This is a genomic window from Reticulibacter mediterranei (assembly GCF_016587455.1).
In genome coordinates this window covers 5,043,412-5,059,060 of sequence record NZ_BNJK01000001.1, presented here as the reverse complement: position 1 = coordinate 5,059,060, position 15,649 = coordinate 5,043,412, and the positions used below count along the sequence as shown (strand labels likewise).

Annotated in this window: 13 protein-coding genes; 9 read left to right on the top strand and 4 right to left on the bottom strand. The window is 52.2% G+C overall.

What is annotated here, in order from left to right:
• The first annotated feature begins 38 nt into the window (after positions 1 to 38).
• Positions 39 to 1,427: an ABC transporter substrate-binding protein gene (locus K3T83_RS21835; RefSeq protein WP_220205051.1), complete on the top strand. Its 1,389-nt coding sequence runs from the start codon at positions 39 to 41 to the stop codon at positions 1,425 to 1,427.
• A gap of 74 nt (positions 1,428 to 1,501) precedes the next feature.
• Here K3T83_RS21835 and K3T83_RS21830 read toward each other — a convergent pair whose 3' ends face one another.
• Complete coding sequence (locus K3T83_RS21830) at positions 1,502 to 2,929, bottom strand: transposase (protein ID WP_220201037.1); 1,428 nt, start codon at positions 2,927 to 2,929, stop codon at positions 1,502 to 1,504.
• Positions 2,930 to 3,064: 135 nt separating this feature from the next.
• On the opposite strand from K3T83_RS21830, the gene K3T83_RS21825 reads away from it, so the two are divergent.
• On the top strand, positions 3,065 to 3,964 hold the full coding sequence (locus K3T83_RS21825) for a carbohydrate ABC transporter permease (RefSeq protein WP_220205050.1): 900 nt from the start codon (positions 3,065 to 3,067) through the stop codon (positions 3,962 to 3,964).
• Entirely contained in the window at positions 3,961 to 4,836 is an 876-nt protein-coding gene (locus K3T83_RS21820) for a carbohydrate ABC transporter permease (protein WP_220205049.1), read from the top strand. Before K3T83_RS21825 ends, K3T83_RS21820 begins: the two co-directional genes overlap by 4 nt.
• 62 nt (positions 4,837 to 4,898) lie before the next feature.
• On the opposite strand, the gene K3T83_RS21815 is transcribed toward K3T83_RS21820, so the two are convergent.
• Positions 4,899 to 5,498 (bottom strand): general stress protein, encoded by a 600-nt coding sequence (locus tag K3T83_RS21815; RefSeq protein ID WP_220205048.1) that lies wholly within the window; start codon positions 5,496 to 5,498, stop codon positions 4,899 to 4,901.
• Between the two features lie 307 nt (positions 5,499 to 5,805).
• On the opposite strand from K3T83_RS21815, the gene K3T83_RS21810 reads away from it, so the two are divergent.
• The 6 genes from K3T83_RS21810 to rlmD all read left to right on the top strand — a co-directional run bounded on the left by K3T83_RS21810 (position 5,806) and on the right by rlmD (position 12,841).
• Positions 5,806 to 6,987 (top strand): acetyl-CoA C-acetyltransferase, encoded by a 1,182-nt coding sequence (locus tag K3T83_RS21810; protein ID WP_220205047.1) that lies wholly within the window; start codon positions 5,806 to 5,808, stop codon positions 6,985 to 6,987.
• A gap of 704 nt (positions 6,988 to 7,691) precedes the next feature.
• Complete coding sequence (locus tag K3T83_RS21805) at positions 7,692 to 8,492, top strand: ferritin-like domain-containing protein (RefSeq protein WP_220205046.1); 801 nt, start codon at positions 7,692 to 7,694, stop codon at positions 8,490 to 8,492.
• 472 nt (positions 8,493 to 8,964) lie between these two features.
• On the top strand, positions 8,965 to 9,720 hold the full coding sequence (locus tag K3T83_RS21800) for an RNA polymerase sigma factor (RefSeq protein ID WP_220205045.1): 756 nt from the start codon (positions 8,965 to 8,967) through the stop codon (positions 9,718 to 9,720).
• The gene (locus K3T83_RS21795) at positions 9,701 to 10,261 is read left to right on the top strand and encodes a zf-HC2 domain-containing protein (protein ID WP_220205044.1); all 561 of its coding nucleotides are present in this window, start codon (positions 9,701 to 9,703) and stop codon (positions 10,259 to 10,261) included. The genes K3T83_RS21800 and K3T83_RS21795 overlap by 20 nt, the downstream gene beginning before the upstream one ends.
• 55 nt (positions 10,262 to 10,316) lie before the next feature.
• Positions 10,317 to 11,285, top strand: coding sequence for a bactofilin family protein (locus K3T83_RS21790; protein ID WP_220205043.1), 969 nt, complete (start codon positions 10,317 to 10,319; stop codon positions 11,283 to 11,285).
• A gap of 194 nt (positions 11,286 to 11,479) precedes the next feature.
• Positions 11,480 to 12,841: a 23S rRNA (uracil(1939)-C(5))-methyltransferase RlmD gene (rlmD, locus tag K3T83_RS21785; RefSeq protein ID WP_220205042.1), complete on the top strand. Its 1,362-nt coding sequence runs from the start codon at positions 11,480 to 11,482 to the stop codon at positions 12,839 to 12,841.
• A 129-nt stretch (positions 12,842 to 12,970) separates the two neighbouring features.
• On the opposite strand, the gene K3T83_RS21780 is transcribed toward rlmD, so the two are convergent.
• Positions 12,971 to 14,551, bottom strand: a complete 1,581-nt coding sequence (locus K3T83_RS21780; RefSeq protein WP_220205041.1) for a PH domain-containing protein — start codon at positions 14,549 to 14,551, stop codon at positions 12,971 to 12,973.
• Positions 14,552 to 14,683: 132 nt separating this feature from the next.
• The gene (locus K3T83_RS21775; RefSeq protein ID WP_220205040.1) at positions 14,684 to 15,250 is read right to left on the bottom strand and encodes a hypothetical protein; all 567 of its coding nucleotides are present in this window, start codon (positions 15,248 to 15,250) and stop codon (positions 14,684 to 14,686) included.
• Positions 15,251 to 15,649 lie beyond the last annotated feature (399 nt).

Below are 15,649 nucleotides of genomic sequence, written 5' to 3'. Positions count from 1 at the left end.
GATAATACATTGATTTTCACACAACTAAGGAGTTATGTATGTATCATCCAATTTCGCGACGGCGCTTCATCAGCCAGAGTGGTAAACTGGCGCTGGGAGCTGGTCTAACAGGTTCTCTGCTCGCGGCCTGCGGCCAGAGCGCCACCAATGGCGATGTTGCCGGAGAAGTCTTGATCTGGATTCCTGTCGATAGCGCCGAGCAGCGCAAGTATATCCAGAAAAGCGAGGGCAACGACTTCAACGACTCGCATAAGGACGTTACAGCCACCATCGAGTTCAAACCAAATTCTTCCGGTGATCGGCTCATCCAGACCGCAGTTTCTGCCGGGCGCGGTCCTGATCTCGTGTTCACATCGGGCGTAGCAACGGCCATGCAATACGTCAAATCGAACCTCTTCACAGATCTCACTCCCTATGCCGAGAAGTATAAATGGCAGGATAAGCTGCTTGGCTGGGCATACGACTCTGGAAAGGTCAATGGCAAGCTCTATTCCATCCCCAATTCATATGAGACGATGATCATCCACTACAACAAAACGCTTTTTGAGAGCAAGGGCTACAAAATTCCCACCAACCGCTCAGAGCTTGAGGCACTCTGTACAGAGATGCAGGGCCAGGGCATCATCCCCTTCACCGCTGGCAACGCCGATTGGCGACCGTCCACCGAATGGTTCGTCACCGTCTTTCTTAATCACTACGCCGGCCCCGATGCCGTCTATCAAGCCCTGAGCGGCAAAATCCACTGGACTGATCCTGTCTTTGTGGAAGCTATCGATCTAATGAACCAGTATTTTCAGAAGGGCTGGTTTGGCGGCGGTGTGCAAAAATACTTTACCAATGGCTCTACGGTTATCGCCTCAACCATCGCCACTGGCAAGGCTGGCATGGATATGGAGGGAAGCTGGGCCTTCGCAACGTGGAAAGAAAACTTCGGCCCGGAGAACGGCAATAACAACGATTGGGACTGGTTCCCTGTTCCACCACTGCACGACAATGTGCCGAAAGAACTCTATACCCTCGCAACGGGTGGCACCTATTCGATCAATGCTCACAGCAAATCAAAAGACGCCGCCGCCCTCTATCTCGACTGGCTTCTCTCCACGCCTGAGCGTGTTGGGCGCGAAGTTACCGAGGCCGATCTGCAAGCCCTTCCGGTCAAACTTGAGGACAAAGATTTCCCGGCCAAAGTTGATCCACGCATCAAGCGCCTCTATTTACAGCTTGGAGCCGCCACTGATCAGGGCAACTTCGGCTACACCACCTGGACGTTCTGGCCTCCCAAGTCGGACGAGTACATCTATACCGGAATGGATAAGGTGCTTACTAAAAACATCACGCCCGCTCAATATTGTGCTGAACTCGACAAAATTTTCCAGGGCGAACTGTCCGCAGGCACGGTGCCACCAGTTATCACACGCAGTAAGTAAAGAGGCAAGGATTTTTTGTCATGGCGAAGCAAACACTGCCAAACGATCTTTCATTAACAGCAGACACATATGAGTCATCCCCAATTTTTCTGAAACCTTTCGAGATCTCGAATGAGGGAAGCGACAACGAGAGGATCATCAGAAGGGGGAATGAAACAACTCAGATGAGGGCGATAATCGTTCCAGAGACGACTGAGCGCCCATCGGAGCCGATAGAGCGGTGCTTGACTGTTCAAGCACCGCTTTCCAGTGCGGTGGCATCTGAAGCGCAAAAGCGCGGCTACTAGATCTTGATAGGAGGAATCGAGCAAAGAAAGCAAGAAAGCATAGACGAGCATAACCATTCCCAGCAGTTTGAGACGAGCTTCCAACGACCACAAACGCGGACATTCCAACGCCAATTCGCATTTGGCATAGCGAAAACTCTGTTCAATTTGCCAGCGTCGTCGATAGGTGAAAAAGACCTCCCAGGCTTGTGTTTCTGTGTGAACGGTTTCATTCGTAATAAGATACATCACGCCTTTCTTCACGCGAGCTTTGACCAGAAACAGCGGTTGCCCTGACTGAGGATGGCGAACTGCACTCCACCAGAGGTCGCAAGACATCTTTTCTCCGGTGGTCGTATCCCAGATCTCTTTATGCGCTCGATATCTCTTGCCTTGCCCAATTTGCCAGAGCTTCTTTTCTTCTCCAGCCAGAGTGAGGAACACATGCTTTTTGATCCAGCGGATCACAAAACGAACACGATATTGCGAAAGGACGTGAAGCCAATATCCTGAAGCATACCCACGATCAAACACATGGACGAGCAACGGCCCCCATTTCCTGACACAGACACGTAATGCCTCTTCCTCGGCGTCCCGTAACTTGGTCGCAAAGACGCCTTTGGTCGTCCACCAACGACTCAGCGCTAGATGGGGAAGTCCTTGCATTCCCACAATCAGCGCTGCGGTCCATTGCATGCCCATGACCCGCACCGGGCGCACAGCAGGCCAGTTGAAGACCAAGCCCCGTTTCGTGCGGCTTCGTCGTTTTGCTTTACTCGAAAGAACGGGACACAATCCTTCGAGTTTTTCACTCTCGGCTTTTTCCAAGACACTTCCATCCCAAATGCAGAGAATCCGTTTTCTTTGTACTTTGAGGTTCTGTACTTCTTCATCAGCTTTTTCCAGGAGATAGTGGTCAATGACATCCACTGTCCATTTCACTGACCGCAGCAGTTTCCCAACCCGTTTCGTGCCTGCTGTCGCACTGGAGGCATATCCAGCATAGCCGTCCAGAGAGGAACCCAGTTCGCTCAACCAGAGGGCTTGCGGGTGATTGCGCAAGCTAATGATCGCCACCAGGCACTGCAACAAGGTACGCACAAGCCGTTTATCCAGGATCTCATCCAACGCTGTAAGCAAGGGGAACAAAAACGTTTCGAGCAAATGAAGCAGATGTTGTGATCCTCCCTGCGGATCTCGTTCCAGGTGTTTGAAGGTTTCAGACAGTTCTGCCATAATGACAACGGATCTCCTCGTTCAGGTGTTGATTGCTTTCATACTCAACAGTCTAAACGAGGAGATCCGTTTTGCCTAGCCTCTTTTTTTCTCTCCTGGCTACATATCAGTGTCCAGAAAAATCAGGGATGACTCATGCCACCTGTGAAAAAAAGGACGTATACCCGCTTACGAGCAGGTTTCATCGCCTGGCTATTTATGCTCCCGCTGGTAGCTATCAACCTACTGGTGATCCTGGGTCCATCAATAGCCAGCGTCTACTATTCGCTGACCGATTGGGACGGACTCGGCGCGGCAAAGTTTATCGGTTTGCAAAACTATCAGCGCATGGTAGGCGATAGCGAATTTCAGCAGGCATTGCTGCACAATATCATCTGGACGGTGATCTTTCTGACGGTCCCAATTGCAATGGGGCTGCTGGGAGCTTTCCTGCTCTCACAAATCACCCGCTTCCAGATGTTTTTCCGCGTCGTCTACTTCATCCCATATATGGTCGCCAGTGTGGTCAATGCCTCAATCTGGCAGGATCTTTTGAATCCAGATCGCGGCCTTGGTGGAGCGCTGGCAAAGATCGGCATCCCCTTTCTCAAAGATATCTACTTTTTTGGCGATCAACGCTATGCGCTTGGCGCAGTCGCCTTCGTCGATAACTGGCATTTCTGGGGCTTTCTCGTCGTGCTTTTCCTGGCTGCAATGCAGGCAGTTGATACCACGCTTTACGAGGCTGCGCGCATCGATGGAGCCAATCGCTGGCAACAATTCTATAATGTGACGTTACCAGGCATACGGCCAACGCTCGTCTTTATGGTGCTGATGATCCTGATCTGGTCTCTCGTCGTCTTCGATTACATCTTCATCATTACTCAGGGTGGACCCGGTGGCGCTACCGAGGTCGTTTCAACTCTGCTTTATAAAAACGCCTTCTCACGCAACGACGCCGGTTATGCGGCAGCTATGGGCTTGAGTATGACGTTTATATCGGCCATCGTTGTTGGAGGATACTTTTACTTACGACGAAAGGGGTGGGACATTTGAGTATCATAGCGACGAAACACACGCATGGAACGGCCTCCAGAAAGGAGTCGAACGGCAGCATTAAAGAGCTGCCCTATTATATTATCCTGTCGCTGCTCGTTATCTTTTCGCTGGGGCCACTGTTGCTGTTGCTCATGAACTCGCTCAAATCGGATGCCGAACGTGGCGTCAACCCGCTCGGCATCCCCATGCATCCTCTCTTGAGCAACTATGTCGAGGCGTGGGAACAAGGGAACTTTTCAACCACGATGCCCAACAGCATTATCATCAGCCTCTCTACGGTTGTGGGAGTCTGCATCCTTGCTGGCATGGCTTCGTATGCGATGACACGCCTGAACCTTCCTGGCGGCGCGGTGGTAATTCTCTACCTCTTCGCTGGTAGCTCGCTGCCAGCGCAACTCTTTTTGGTCCCGCTCTACTTTCTCTGGAACAGCCTCAACCTGATCGACAGCTTGCCGGGCCTGATCATCATTTACCTGGCCACTCTTTCGCCGTTCGCCACGCTGCTCCTGCGCTCCTATATGCTCTCGATCTCGCGAGAGTTCGACGAGGCCGCATATATTGATGGCGCGAACAAGCTGCAAGTGCTGATCCATATCATCCTGCCGCTCTCGTGGCCGGGCCTGCTGACCGTCGCGCTCACAACGGCTCTCGCATCATGGAACGAGTTCTTCTTCGCCGTGACCTTCATCCAGCGCGAAAAGTTTATGCCGATCTCAACGAGTTTCCTGGCCTTTCAGCAAGCCTTCACTCGCAACTGGGGTCTCACCAACGCGGCGGCAATTATCACAATCGCGCCAATGATCATTCTGTTCTTGTTCTTCCAGCGCCGCTTCATCGCTGGCCTGGCAAGTGGTGGGTTGAAAGGATAATCTGTTTTTTGCAAAAACAATGCCCCGTGTCTTACATCACACGGGGCGAGCAAAAATCCGCGCTACAGCGTTGCCCCAAAGGGGATATTCGGGTTATAGTCGTTGTCATACACATTATGTTTGTGCTGGGCTGCTAGATGGACTGTCTCTTCTTCAGTTATGTCAGGGGCAGTGCTGGCATCATAGGCACTGTTACGGCGCAAAATGTCGAGCGCTTCCTGTTTATGCTCCCCGGCATCGACGGTCACGATGATATGTCCGGTCTCCAGTTCGCGCTCGTAGTAGCGCGCCTCCTCCTCAGAAACGCCCATACCTTGCAACGCGCCCACAAGGCCGCCAACAACGACACCCAGTACCGCACCGCTCAATGTCGCCGCCAGCACCCCGCCCGCAATAGCCGGACCTATGCCTGGAATCAAGAGGGCTGCTGCTGCGCTTAAAAGACCACCCGCGACACCACCACCGACAGCTCCGGTCGTGGCCCCAATGGCATGTGCTCTGCTATCGGTAGGAGCGATATTGACGGCTATTGCCTCTTTCGCACGCACCGCAAATCCGATCTGTTCATCGGTAAAACCAGCCTCGTGAAGATCACTTAACGCGTGTTCGGCCAGAAGTTGATTAGTAAAAACCCCCACAACGGTTGCTTGTGTTACACTCATTGCTCATGTTCCTTTCTGACATGCGCCAAATAATCATTACTCGTATTTCTTTATCATTTACCAGGTCATATCCTACGCATCATATTCATCGTTATGAGAGGGAATCGCGACTCATCGCGCGTCATTCCTCTCTCCTCGTGCTTTTTTCACGTTTCGCGGCAACAAATAGTTGCAATACGGCTTCACCACAATCATTTGACCGCTTTTCCCCGCAAAAGATACAATGAGATCAGTGATTGTTGAAACGTCATAGCCAGAGCAAGCTTTCTGCTAGCTACAAAGGCGTAGAAGCCAGAGGAGTAACGATATGACTGAACATATTCCCGTCATCGTAGGAGCGGCCCGGACACCAACTGGAAAATTTCTTGGTGGCCTCGCCAGTTTTACGGCTCCCCTACTCGGGGCAATAGCAATACAAGAAGCGGTACGTCGTTCCGGCATTGATCCCGCCACATTAGATGAAGTCATTATGGGCAATGTCGTTTCAGCCGGGATTGGACAGGCACCAGCGCGTCAGGCCGCGCTACACGCGGGCCTCCCTGATGAGTTGCCAGCGGTGACGATCAATAAGGTCTGCGGCTCCGGCCTCAAAGCTGTGATGCTGGCAGCTCAGGCTATTCGCGCTGGCGATGCTCAGGCTTTTGTCGCGGGCGGCATGGAGAGCATGAGCAACGCTCCCTATCTGCTGCCCAAAGCCCGCACCGGCTACCGTATGGGCGATGGCAAGCTAGTTGATAGCGTCGTACATGATGGCCTCTGGTGTGCCTTTGAGAATATCCATATGGGCAACGAGGCTGAAATTATCGCTGAAAAATATGGCATTACACGCGAAGAGCAGGACCGCTTCTCGCTGCAAAGCCATCAGCGCGCCGCCGCTGCAACCACTGCCGGACGCTTCAAAGATGAAATCATCCCTATCGACATTCCGCAGAAAAAAGGGACAGTACGCATCGAGACCGATGAGCCGATCAGGGGCGATAGCTCGATGGATGCGCTGGCAAAGTTAATGCCTGTTTTCCAGCAAGGCGGAACGGTCACAGCTGGCAATGCGCCCGGACTGAGTGATGGAGCCTCGGCTACAGTCGTGGTCGATCAGGAGTTCGCCCATGCTCATGGCCTGTCGATGCTGGCACGCATTACTGGTTACGCCTCCGCAGCTATTACGCCACGCTATATCTTTGCCGCGCCACCACGAGCCGTCCATCGTCTGTTAGAGCGCACAGGACTGCAACTCTCCGACTTCGATCTGATCGAGGTAAACGAAGCCTTCGCAGCTCAAGCGCTCGCCAACGGCAAAGAACTCGATTGGGACTGGTCGCGAGTCAACGTCAACGGCGGTGCGGTTGCTCTGGGGCACCCCATCGGCTCCAGCGGCTCACGTGTATTGATTACGTTGATCCATGAACTGCGCAGGCGCGGCGGTGGTCGCGGACTGGCAACCCTGTGCCTCGGCGGTGGGGGAGCCGTTGCGCTCTCCGTCGAAGTTTAGCTTCATTTTCCTCACGTCGTAGTCGAGCGATTTATCGCGGGGAGAGATTGCACGACAAGTTCCCCCGCGATAATTGGTGCAACCGGGAAATGTTCCGGAGTGGGACAGAAGATGGCAGGGGCGATGGCTTGTCCTTGCCCGACTCTCCAGGCGATGTGGGCGAGGACAAGCCATCGCCCCTGCCATCTTCGGGTAACATTCACCACTCTATTTGCCGAGTTTTCACAAACGAACCCGGTGATCTCCCCGTTTCATAACCTCTCCCCACAAGAAATTTTCAGCAATAAGTACTTTCGGTATGCTTTGCAAAAGGTTAGTAAATCTACCTGATCCATGCCGTGTAAACCGATGTACAGAGATGTACAGAGGAAAATCTCAGGCGGAGAGTCCTAATACAGGACTTTCGGTATACTCAGGAAAATCTGGTAAAAACATACACCCATCGACGTGTAAACACATGTACAGGGATGTATAGCAGCAATCTTTTGCACGGAGCATAATTTAAAGAAATATGAGACCTTTACTGGCCTCCCACTGCTGCAATATCTGGATGAGAAGATAAAGTCAGCCGAAGGAGAGATGGTCTCGACAGGCAGACAACAGGCCACCGTGGTAAAAGGCAAGCGCCAGCTATCCTGTTGACATAAATAAACATCTGGCTGCATGCACATATGCGGAATTGAAGAAAAGGAGTGCTTAATAGCATGAATCTACAGAACAAATCTCGTTCATCACGTCGTTCAGTCCTCAAAGGTACAATGGTTGGTGTCGTAGGTCTGGCGGCTGCCGGTGGCACAGCGGCGGGTGGAGCATTTTTACTTTCTCAATCCAATTCTGGCTCGGCCTCTGCTCACGGAGCGTATGATAACGACAATAAGAATATGAATGACAACAACGTTGATTCGATCCAGACGATCCTCAACGTTGCCATCACCGCCGAGACCCTCGCCGTTATCTTCTATACTGAGGTACTTGACAACGCCAACCGCTTGGGTTTGAACAACGCAGCGAAGAAAGATGTTCAGGCCGCCCTGGTTGAAGAAGCTATTCACCGCCAATTCCTGGCCAAGCAGGGAGCGAAACCATTGGTCACAAAGTTCAGCTTCCCTCTCGGTCAGGACACCTTCCGTCGCTTTGACAGCTTTATCAAAACCCAGCAGCAGTTAGAGGCACTCTTCGTCGCGGCCTATCTTGCAGCGGGTCGCGAGTTCGCCATGCTCAAACGCCCCGATCTGGTTCTGATAGCAGCGCAGATTGGTGGAGTCGAGGCAGAACACCGCGCCATTGGCCGCGCTATCGGCAATATGAATCCGGCTAACAACCGCGCATTTGAGACCGCCCTGCTGAAAAAAGTGAGTGATGCGCCGGGCGTGATGAAAAGGGCCGGCTTCTTCGGACCACGCAATGGAAATAGCTATGACTGGAACAATTCTCACTACCACAATGCCTCAACACATATGGATGGCATGATGGGCGAGAACGACGACGATCAAGACTGGGATTAGTCATCTTTCAGGCAAACATACTCCTTCTCGTGATTACGTCGCGTGATTAGCTCCTTCTCGTAATGGTACGGTGGAGAACGGTTATCGGGAAAACTGTTCTCCACCGTACTTTTTTCGCGCTACCAATTCTGTACAATTATTCATAATTCTCTGGACAGCCATTCATCTTTCCATGCTCAAACGAGGTAGAATTATGATAATTTTTTCATATACATGGTCTCTTGTCCGACTCACAGAAGTACTTGCCCCTTGCCACAGAATTGGTTCACGTGTTACACTTCAACGAAAGATTACAACTTTTTTAGTCACTGCTCGTACATATTCGTGAAGGATACTATTTGTAATCTTCTTATGAGAATGCTATTCAGGCAAATCGAGCGACGATGGTAAGAGAGAGTCGTAAGGCGAACCACTGGTTCCCTGAACAGTAGCTTATGAGGTAAAATATAAAAGAAATAATGAGCGGTGACGCATGTTAGAATCAACAGTAAATGCAGGAACTATGCTGGGGGGAATTGGATCGCTAGCGAAACCAGGGAAAAAGACACGTCGTAGCCAGAGTCTTGTAACAGCAGCGGGTGCAGGTACATCGGCAGTGGAACAGCAGCGAAGCACCTGGACAAAGACGGGGGCCGTCGTGGAGTCGATGAGCGATGCAGCAATTGTTGAACTTGTCGTCAACGGCGATCAGGATGTCTTTGCCGTGCTTGTCGAGCGATATAAAGATGCAGTGCAAAATCTCGCCTACCGCATGCTCAGTAATGCAACAGAAGCAGAAGATGTGACGCAGGAAACGTTTGTACGGGCCTACACACAGCTTGGCACGTATAAACCTGTCCACAAATTCAGCACCTGGTTGCTTTCGATTGCTTCGCATTTAGCTATTGACCAGTTGAGGCGCAGGCGCTTTCTGGCTCTACCGCTGGAAGACGTACCCTTTCTGGAATGGCTTCCTGACGTGGGGGTTGGTCCTGAACAGTCCGCGTTACAGGGTGAACAACAGGACGAGATCCAGGAATACTTGCAGATGCTCCCAAGCAAGTATCGCGCGGTAATCGTGCTGCGCTACTGGTACGACTTCTCCTATGAGGAGATCGCACAGGCATTAAAACTGACTCCTGCTCTGGTCAAAGCTCGTCTGCATCGCGCGCGCGAACTGCTTGCTCGTTATATGCAGAAAAACTCGTTGAACAAGGAGGAGCAGATCAATGCGCTGCCGCGACGCTAAACAAAAGCTGTACGCTCAGCGTGATGGCGAATCAGAGTCACCAGAAGCAGAGGCATTGCAGGAGCATCTGGCGCAATGCCCGGCCTGCCGCGCCTATCAGCAGCAACTCAGCCGCCTGGACACCCTGTTCTGCCCATTGACTCCTCCCACGCGAACAAGCGTTTCGACCGACAAAATCATGCTGGCAATTCAACAACATCAGCGCATTACACAGCAGCTTGAGGATATTCGTCAGCAGCAGCAAACGCGCGTTGCTCAATTTAAGAGCGCAGGAGCTGCCCTTGCTGCAATTACTTTCTTCACCTTGAGCAGTATACCGTTGTTGTTGTTGGCAATAGCCATCATCCAGACCGATCTGGTCATCAAGGCACTGGCTCCCCTCGCCGGGGTGATCGATGTCCTGGTTATCGCCGCCGAATATCTTCAGACAGGAGTAGCGCTGATTACGCGTGACAACTGGCTTTTATCCGGGATAGCGTTCGCGGTGGTCGTGATGATGGGGATGTGGCTTCGCCTCATGCGCCATCCGCAGGAAGCGTAAAGGGTGAAGGTCATGATGATTGGGCCAACCCGGGCATCATGATAGGAGCGCCAGTATGTTAAAAGTCGTTCGCCGCTTTTCGCGCCTGTGTTACCTGTGTATACTGTCGAGCCTCTGGCTCATTGCAGCAATGATGTTGAGCGGAAAAGTACCAACCGCTTCCGCTGCAACCCTGTCGGCCGATGATGGCCCAAATCCTTGCACTGGCGCGTATCATAAACCTGCTTTTGGGAGTACGGTGGTAGTTAATAGTGGGGAGGTGATCTGTAGCAACCTGACCTCTTTTGGCAGTACCGTGATTATTCGCGGTGATGTCATCGGAGATGTCGTTGCCTTTGGCGGAGATGTTGTGATCGCAGGAGACGTGGACGGGAATGTGATGCTGTATTCTGGCAACGTAACATTGCAAGATAGCGCTCATGTGAACGGAGATATTCATCTCTGTGGAGGCCGCTGGCTACATGGCTCAGATGCACAGTTGCATGGCTCTGTTATCGACTGTACCCACACAGTTAGCAAACTGGTTCTGGGCGATGGGAGCTTAGAGTTCCACTTCTGGTCGCTGCTCACATGGGTCGCGCTGGGTGTACTATTGACATCGCTCTTACCAGAACATGTTATGCTCGTACGCACCACCGCGCGAAATAAGTTGCGCCGGAGCCTCGTTCTCGGCATGCTCAGCATTTTGCTTGCCCCGGCCATTCTTGCAGTTCTGGTTGCGCTCATTATTCCTATCCCGCTAGCAATCCTTATCGCTATCGTTCTTATCGCTGCCTGGGCTTTAGGGACCATTTCTGTGGGCTGGCTCATTGGCGAATATATTGTGCGGATCGTATCCCCGCAGCATAATACACGTGTATTACAGGTAGTAGTGGGATTGACAGTATTAGTTTTGGCAGGGTCTCTCCCCTACATTGGCTGGCTTGTTATTCTTGGAGCGGGTTTGCTAGGGCTTGGTGCCGTCTTCTTGAGCCGTTTTGGGACACGGCTCTATAGCCAGCCTAAACAACCGCTTCCAATGTAACTCTTTTCATCCTTTGGGGTCGTCTTCTCGATCAAGAAGACAGAAGACGTATGTGTAATGTATCGGTCCTTGTTGCTGTGTATGTTTCTCATTGGGGCTACGTCGTATTTTAGTTTTGTCTGATGCAGAAACGCTGGAAAGATGTGACGGACATCAACGACGCGGAATGTCGTAGGTGGACCGCCGAGGTGAACATGAGCATTGATGTTGAATTAACTGATCTTGCCTACGGAGGCGATGCCGTAGGTCGCTACGAGGGGCGTGTCCTGTTCGTTCCTGGAGGGATTCCTGGCGAGCGGGTCCGTGTTGAGATTGTTGAGGAACGCCGAGGTCATGCACGGGCCAATCTGATCGAGATCCTGCGCCCGGCACCAGAGCGTGTTGAGCCAGCCTATCCGTTGCTCACCGATAGTGGTTGTCAGTGGCAACACATCGCCTATCCAGCACAGCTCACCTGGAAGGCTCATATTGTCCGCCAGTTACTTGTGCGCATTGGCAAACAGCCCGATGCCCTGGTTCATCCGACCATCGGCATGCCACCTAATATCGCTCCCTGGCACTATCGCAACTACGCCTCGTTTACAGTTGGCCCCGGCAATGAAGTTGGTTTTAAGCTGACCGAGAGCCACGATGTTCAGGATTTGCCTGAGTGTGCTCTCCTCCATCCCGCACTCGATCAGGTTTACCAGCTGGTCCGTGCCAAGCTGTTTCAGTACTTCGGGGATGCCATCGGCGAGATGATCCAGGGCTTTACGGTTCGCGGTGCAATCGGCGCTGTGAGCAATGCCAGCAACGGCTATACGGCCGCCGGCGTGAAGGCCGTACCCACCCTGTTGACGGTGCAAGCTCGCCCCGGCTCCTTGATCGAAAATCCTCAACAACTGGCACAGGAATTGATGACTATCGCTCCTGGCATCGTTGGAGTGATTATCGAGCGCGTAGGTGGGCGTTATGGACGTGTTTTCGTGGGACAGGAATTTTTGACCGATGTTGTACTTGGACGGCGTTTCCGCGTCTCCGCTGACTCCTTCTTCCAGGTGAACCCTGTACAAACAGCCGTGCTTGTCGAGCGGGCAATGGCAATGCTGGAGCCACAACGCTCCGATGTCGTGCTGGATGGGTATAGTGGCGTTGGCCTCTTCTCGGCCTTCCTCTCGCCGCGAGCCGCACGAGTCGTCGCTATCGAATCGCAGCCGAGCGCTGTGATGGATGCTCGCGCCAGTGCTGCTCTCAATAATCAGAACAACATTACATCGCTTGAGGGAACGCTTGAGCGTATCCTCAGTCAACTTCATTATCGGCGTGAGCGCATCGATCTTGCTCTGGTCGATCCTCCACGCGCTGGCTGTCACCCCAAAGCCCTGCAAGCCTTGCAGACGTTGATGCCACGCGCCATCTGCTACGTCTCCTGCGATCCCAGCACGCTCGCTCGCGATATCGCAACCCTCTGCTCCGGTGGCCGCTATCGCCTGGTTGCAGCACAGCCAGTCGATATGTTCCCACAAACATATCACATTGAGTGCGTTGCGCTCCTGGCCCGCGTCGGTATGCGTTAGGACTATGGTACAAATAGCAACAAAAAGGCCGATGAAGCATTCTGGACGAATTGCTTCATCGGCCTTCTTTTCTTCATTGGTGCTGCCCGCGATAACCACAAGGGATTGTCGCTACGTGGAGTGTGAGCATTAAGAATTTTTGCTTAAAACAACCTCAATCTTGCTGCCCTTCTCCATGACGGTCCCTGGAGGCGGTGTTTGACGCACAACGTAGCCAGGAGGCAGGTTAGTGCTTGGCACGGCCTCACCCCACACCGATATATCCAGCCCCAACTCCTGCGCCTGCGCCATCGCCGAGAGCAAATCCTGCTCACGCAGATCTGGCACACCTCTGCCCTTCGAGGTACTTTCCAGTGCCGTCACGACCGTACTGAACCACTTATGCAGCTCTTTCTTCTCGTCGTTCTCTTTTTTTACCTTGTCCGCTTTCTCTTTATTTCCCTTGATGCCCTGAATCTCATCGAGAAGCGTAAAGGGATGATCCACAGTCTCAAGAGTAAGGTTAGGGCTGTTGCCCGGTGTCTCGATATAGATGTTGCCAATATCCAGGAAGCGTTCAACAACGTTGGGAACCTTCACTCTGATATCACGAACATTCCTGTACTCGGTTTCGATACGGGTCTCGTAAAAGAAGGTGAAGGTACGATTAATATCGATGATGCGTTTATTCGTCAGGATATAAACATCATCAACGTAGTTCAGATAGAACAGCGCCATCGTAACCAGCAGGCCAAGCACAACTATGCCCCAGAACAACCACCAGTATTGCATCACCATATCAGCTATCACAACTGAAGTGGGAGTAAAGAGGGCCACCGGCAACACAACGAGCAGCAAAATCGCCGGGATAGCCAGCTTGCTCCACAACACGTATTGGGAGCGCTGAATATATTTGACGGTATATTCGCCAGAGGTATAACGCACGTCGCAGGGAATCTTCAGAAAGCCACCAAAGGTTTTACGCGGCCCGAGAAAGCCATCCATTTGACGAGGGGGAGGCAGATCCGCATCGGCGTCTGGCAACTTCGGTACCGGTTTGCCCTTCGACAGGCTCTCTAGAACGCCGGCCAGGACAGGATCTTTGGGAGTAGGAAGTTCGGGATCTTTTGGCTTCTTGGAGTTGATCTCGTCGGTCAGACCCTGAATGGCATCGCGCACACGCCTGGGGTTGGGCACATCGCGCATGACGAGGTCGCCACCAGCAAGATACAGATGAATCGTGCCAAAGCCAAGCAGAAAGCCAAGCATCGATTCAACGCCCAGGCCCACCTGTTGCACCTTCTCCAGTGGTGTTGATTGACGTGTCGGTTGCAGTAGCCCCTTGGAGTTTACAATACGTTTATTTGTAATGATATAGGTTTCCACCCACCACTCGATCAGACTGGTATAGGCGAACCATACCCCGGCTGCCAGCGCCGCCAGAAAGAGCAGACCATCGACGAAGAGCCAGAAGGTCGGATTGCCCGGCAGGATCGTGGAAAGCCAGACCACCACAATAAAGGCTACAACCGATGCAATAAAAGGCAAACCCGGACGCACCAGAAACCACCAGTGGCGACGTACCACCAGGCGAACTACCTCATCTGGCTGCTGTCCAGAAAAATACCACTTACGATCTCGTCCACGACGAAAATTTTGAAAGCCGAAACGACTGCGACCAGAGCGCCAGGGATCGGCTGAAGCGGCATTATTCTTGGGTTTCTCGGCCATTCGATCACCTCAACACGTGAGCAAAGTGCATATTACAACAGGATCGGCTACAATATCATCAGCGACTTTTTGCTAACAACTTTTCGCGCTATTTCTTCACAAAAAACTTTCTGGCATACTACTTTTAATACGTTACTTCTTGGCGGGTGGCTTCTTAGCTCGCGCCGCCACCAGAGCTACTACCAGCGAGACAATCGCAATGGCAAAAATCACCGGCACATAATTGGCTGGATCAGGAGCCTGGACTGCGACGGTTACAAGATTGCCCTGGCTTCTTGGCAACATACTGCTCAGATACGCCAGAATAAAGGCACCTGAAATAATGGCGGGGACGATCCCAACGAACCGCTCCTGTGGCGTTCCCGGCTTCGGAAATGCCCGATTGCCGATATAATATCCCAATCCGACGATCAGCAGAAACACCAGCAATGGACCCCAGGGGCCTAAAAAGCCGGTTACAGCTTCCGGGGTCGCGCTCGGTGGAGCGGTGGTCCCTCCCAGGAGATACGCCAGCACTGATGGCAGACGAGATAGAAACTGCCCGAAGGTTCTGCCACTATCTGGGCGGATCAAGAAGACTGCTAGTAACACAAAAACCAGCGAGACCAGTTCACGACGCCACCCTCGTTGAAAGCCGATCACAACAAAGGCAAGAATGGCTACGAAGAAGCACTGTTGCTCCGTAAATGGCAAAGACATACGCTCGTCACTCCCTTACGGCATTATTGACAACCACACATAACTCTTCAAGTTGCAGGGGCACATTCAACCAATAGGAAGAACACGCCTCACACCCTCCCATGCTTCTATTATCCAGGGTGCGTCCAACAAAGGGGCGCGAGTTCTTATATCAGTTTCAACCCTATGACTTGAAGAGCTACAAGGCCACCAATAGCACTGATAAGTCTCTCCCTTAAATCCCGTTCTTCCTTTAATCATACCACAGCTTTCTACCAAAACATAGGGGGGTAATCTATCAATTTGCCAACAAATTTGCCAAAACAAATCAACCTATGAATGTAGCATTACCACCCTGACTAAAGGGCCAAAACTCGTCTCAATGGCCCAAATGTGCTATACTATAAGGGTAGACATGAC

Excerpts from the sequence above, each read along its gene's own strand:
- K3T83_RS21835 (WP_220205051.1), top strand. The coding sequence starts at position 39 with ATGTATCATCCAATTTCGCGACGGCGCTTCATCAGCCAGAGTGGTAAA.
- K3T83_RS21830 (WP_220201037.1), bottom strand. The coding sequence starts at position 2,929 with ATGGCAGAACTGTCTGAAACCTTCAAACACCTGGAACGAGATCCGCAG.
- K3T83_RS21825 (WP_220205050.1), top strand. The coding sequence starts at position 3,065 with ATGCCACCTGTGAAAAAAAGGACGTATACCCGCTTACGAGCAGGTTTC.
- K3T83_RS21815 (WP_220205048.1), bottom strand. The coding sequence starts at position 5,498 with ATGAGTGTAACACAAGCAACCGTTGTGGGGGTTTTTACTAATCAACTT.
- K3T83_RS21810 (WP_220205047.1), top strand. The coding sequence starts at position 5,806 with ATGACTGAACATATTCCCGTCATCGTAGGAGCGGCCCGGACACCAACT.
- K3T83_RS21805 (WP_220205046.1), top strand. The coding sequence starts at position 7,692 with ATGAATCTACAGAACAAATCTCGTTCATCACGTCGTTCAGTCCTCAAA.
- K3T83_RS21800 (WP_220205045.1), top strand. The coding sequence starts at position 8,965 with ATGTTAGAATCAACAGTAAATGCAGGAACTATGCTGGGGGGAATTGGA.
- K3T83_RS21795 (WP_220205044.1), top strand. The coding sequence starts at position 9,701 with ATGCGCTGCCGCGACGCTAAACAAAAGCTGTACGCTCAGCGTGATGGC.
- K3T83_RS21790 (WP_220205043.1), top strand. The coding sequence starts at position 10,317 with ATGTTAAAAGTCGTTCGCCGCTTTTCGCGCCTGTGTTACCTGTGTATA.
- rlmD (WP_220205042.1), top strand. The coding sequence starts at position 11,480 with ATGAGCATTGATGTTGAATTAACTGATCTTGCCTACGGAGGCGATGCC.
- K3T83_RS21780 (WP_220205041.1), bottom strand. The coding sequence starts at position 14,551 with ATGGCCGAGAAACCCAAGAATAATGCCGCTTCAGCCGATCCCTGGCGC.
- K3T83_RS21775 (WP_220205040.1), bottom strand. The coding sequence starts at position 15,250 with ATGTCTTTGCCATTTACGGAGCAACAGTGCTTCTTCGTAGCCATTCTT.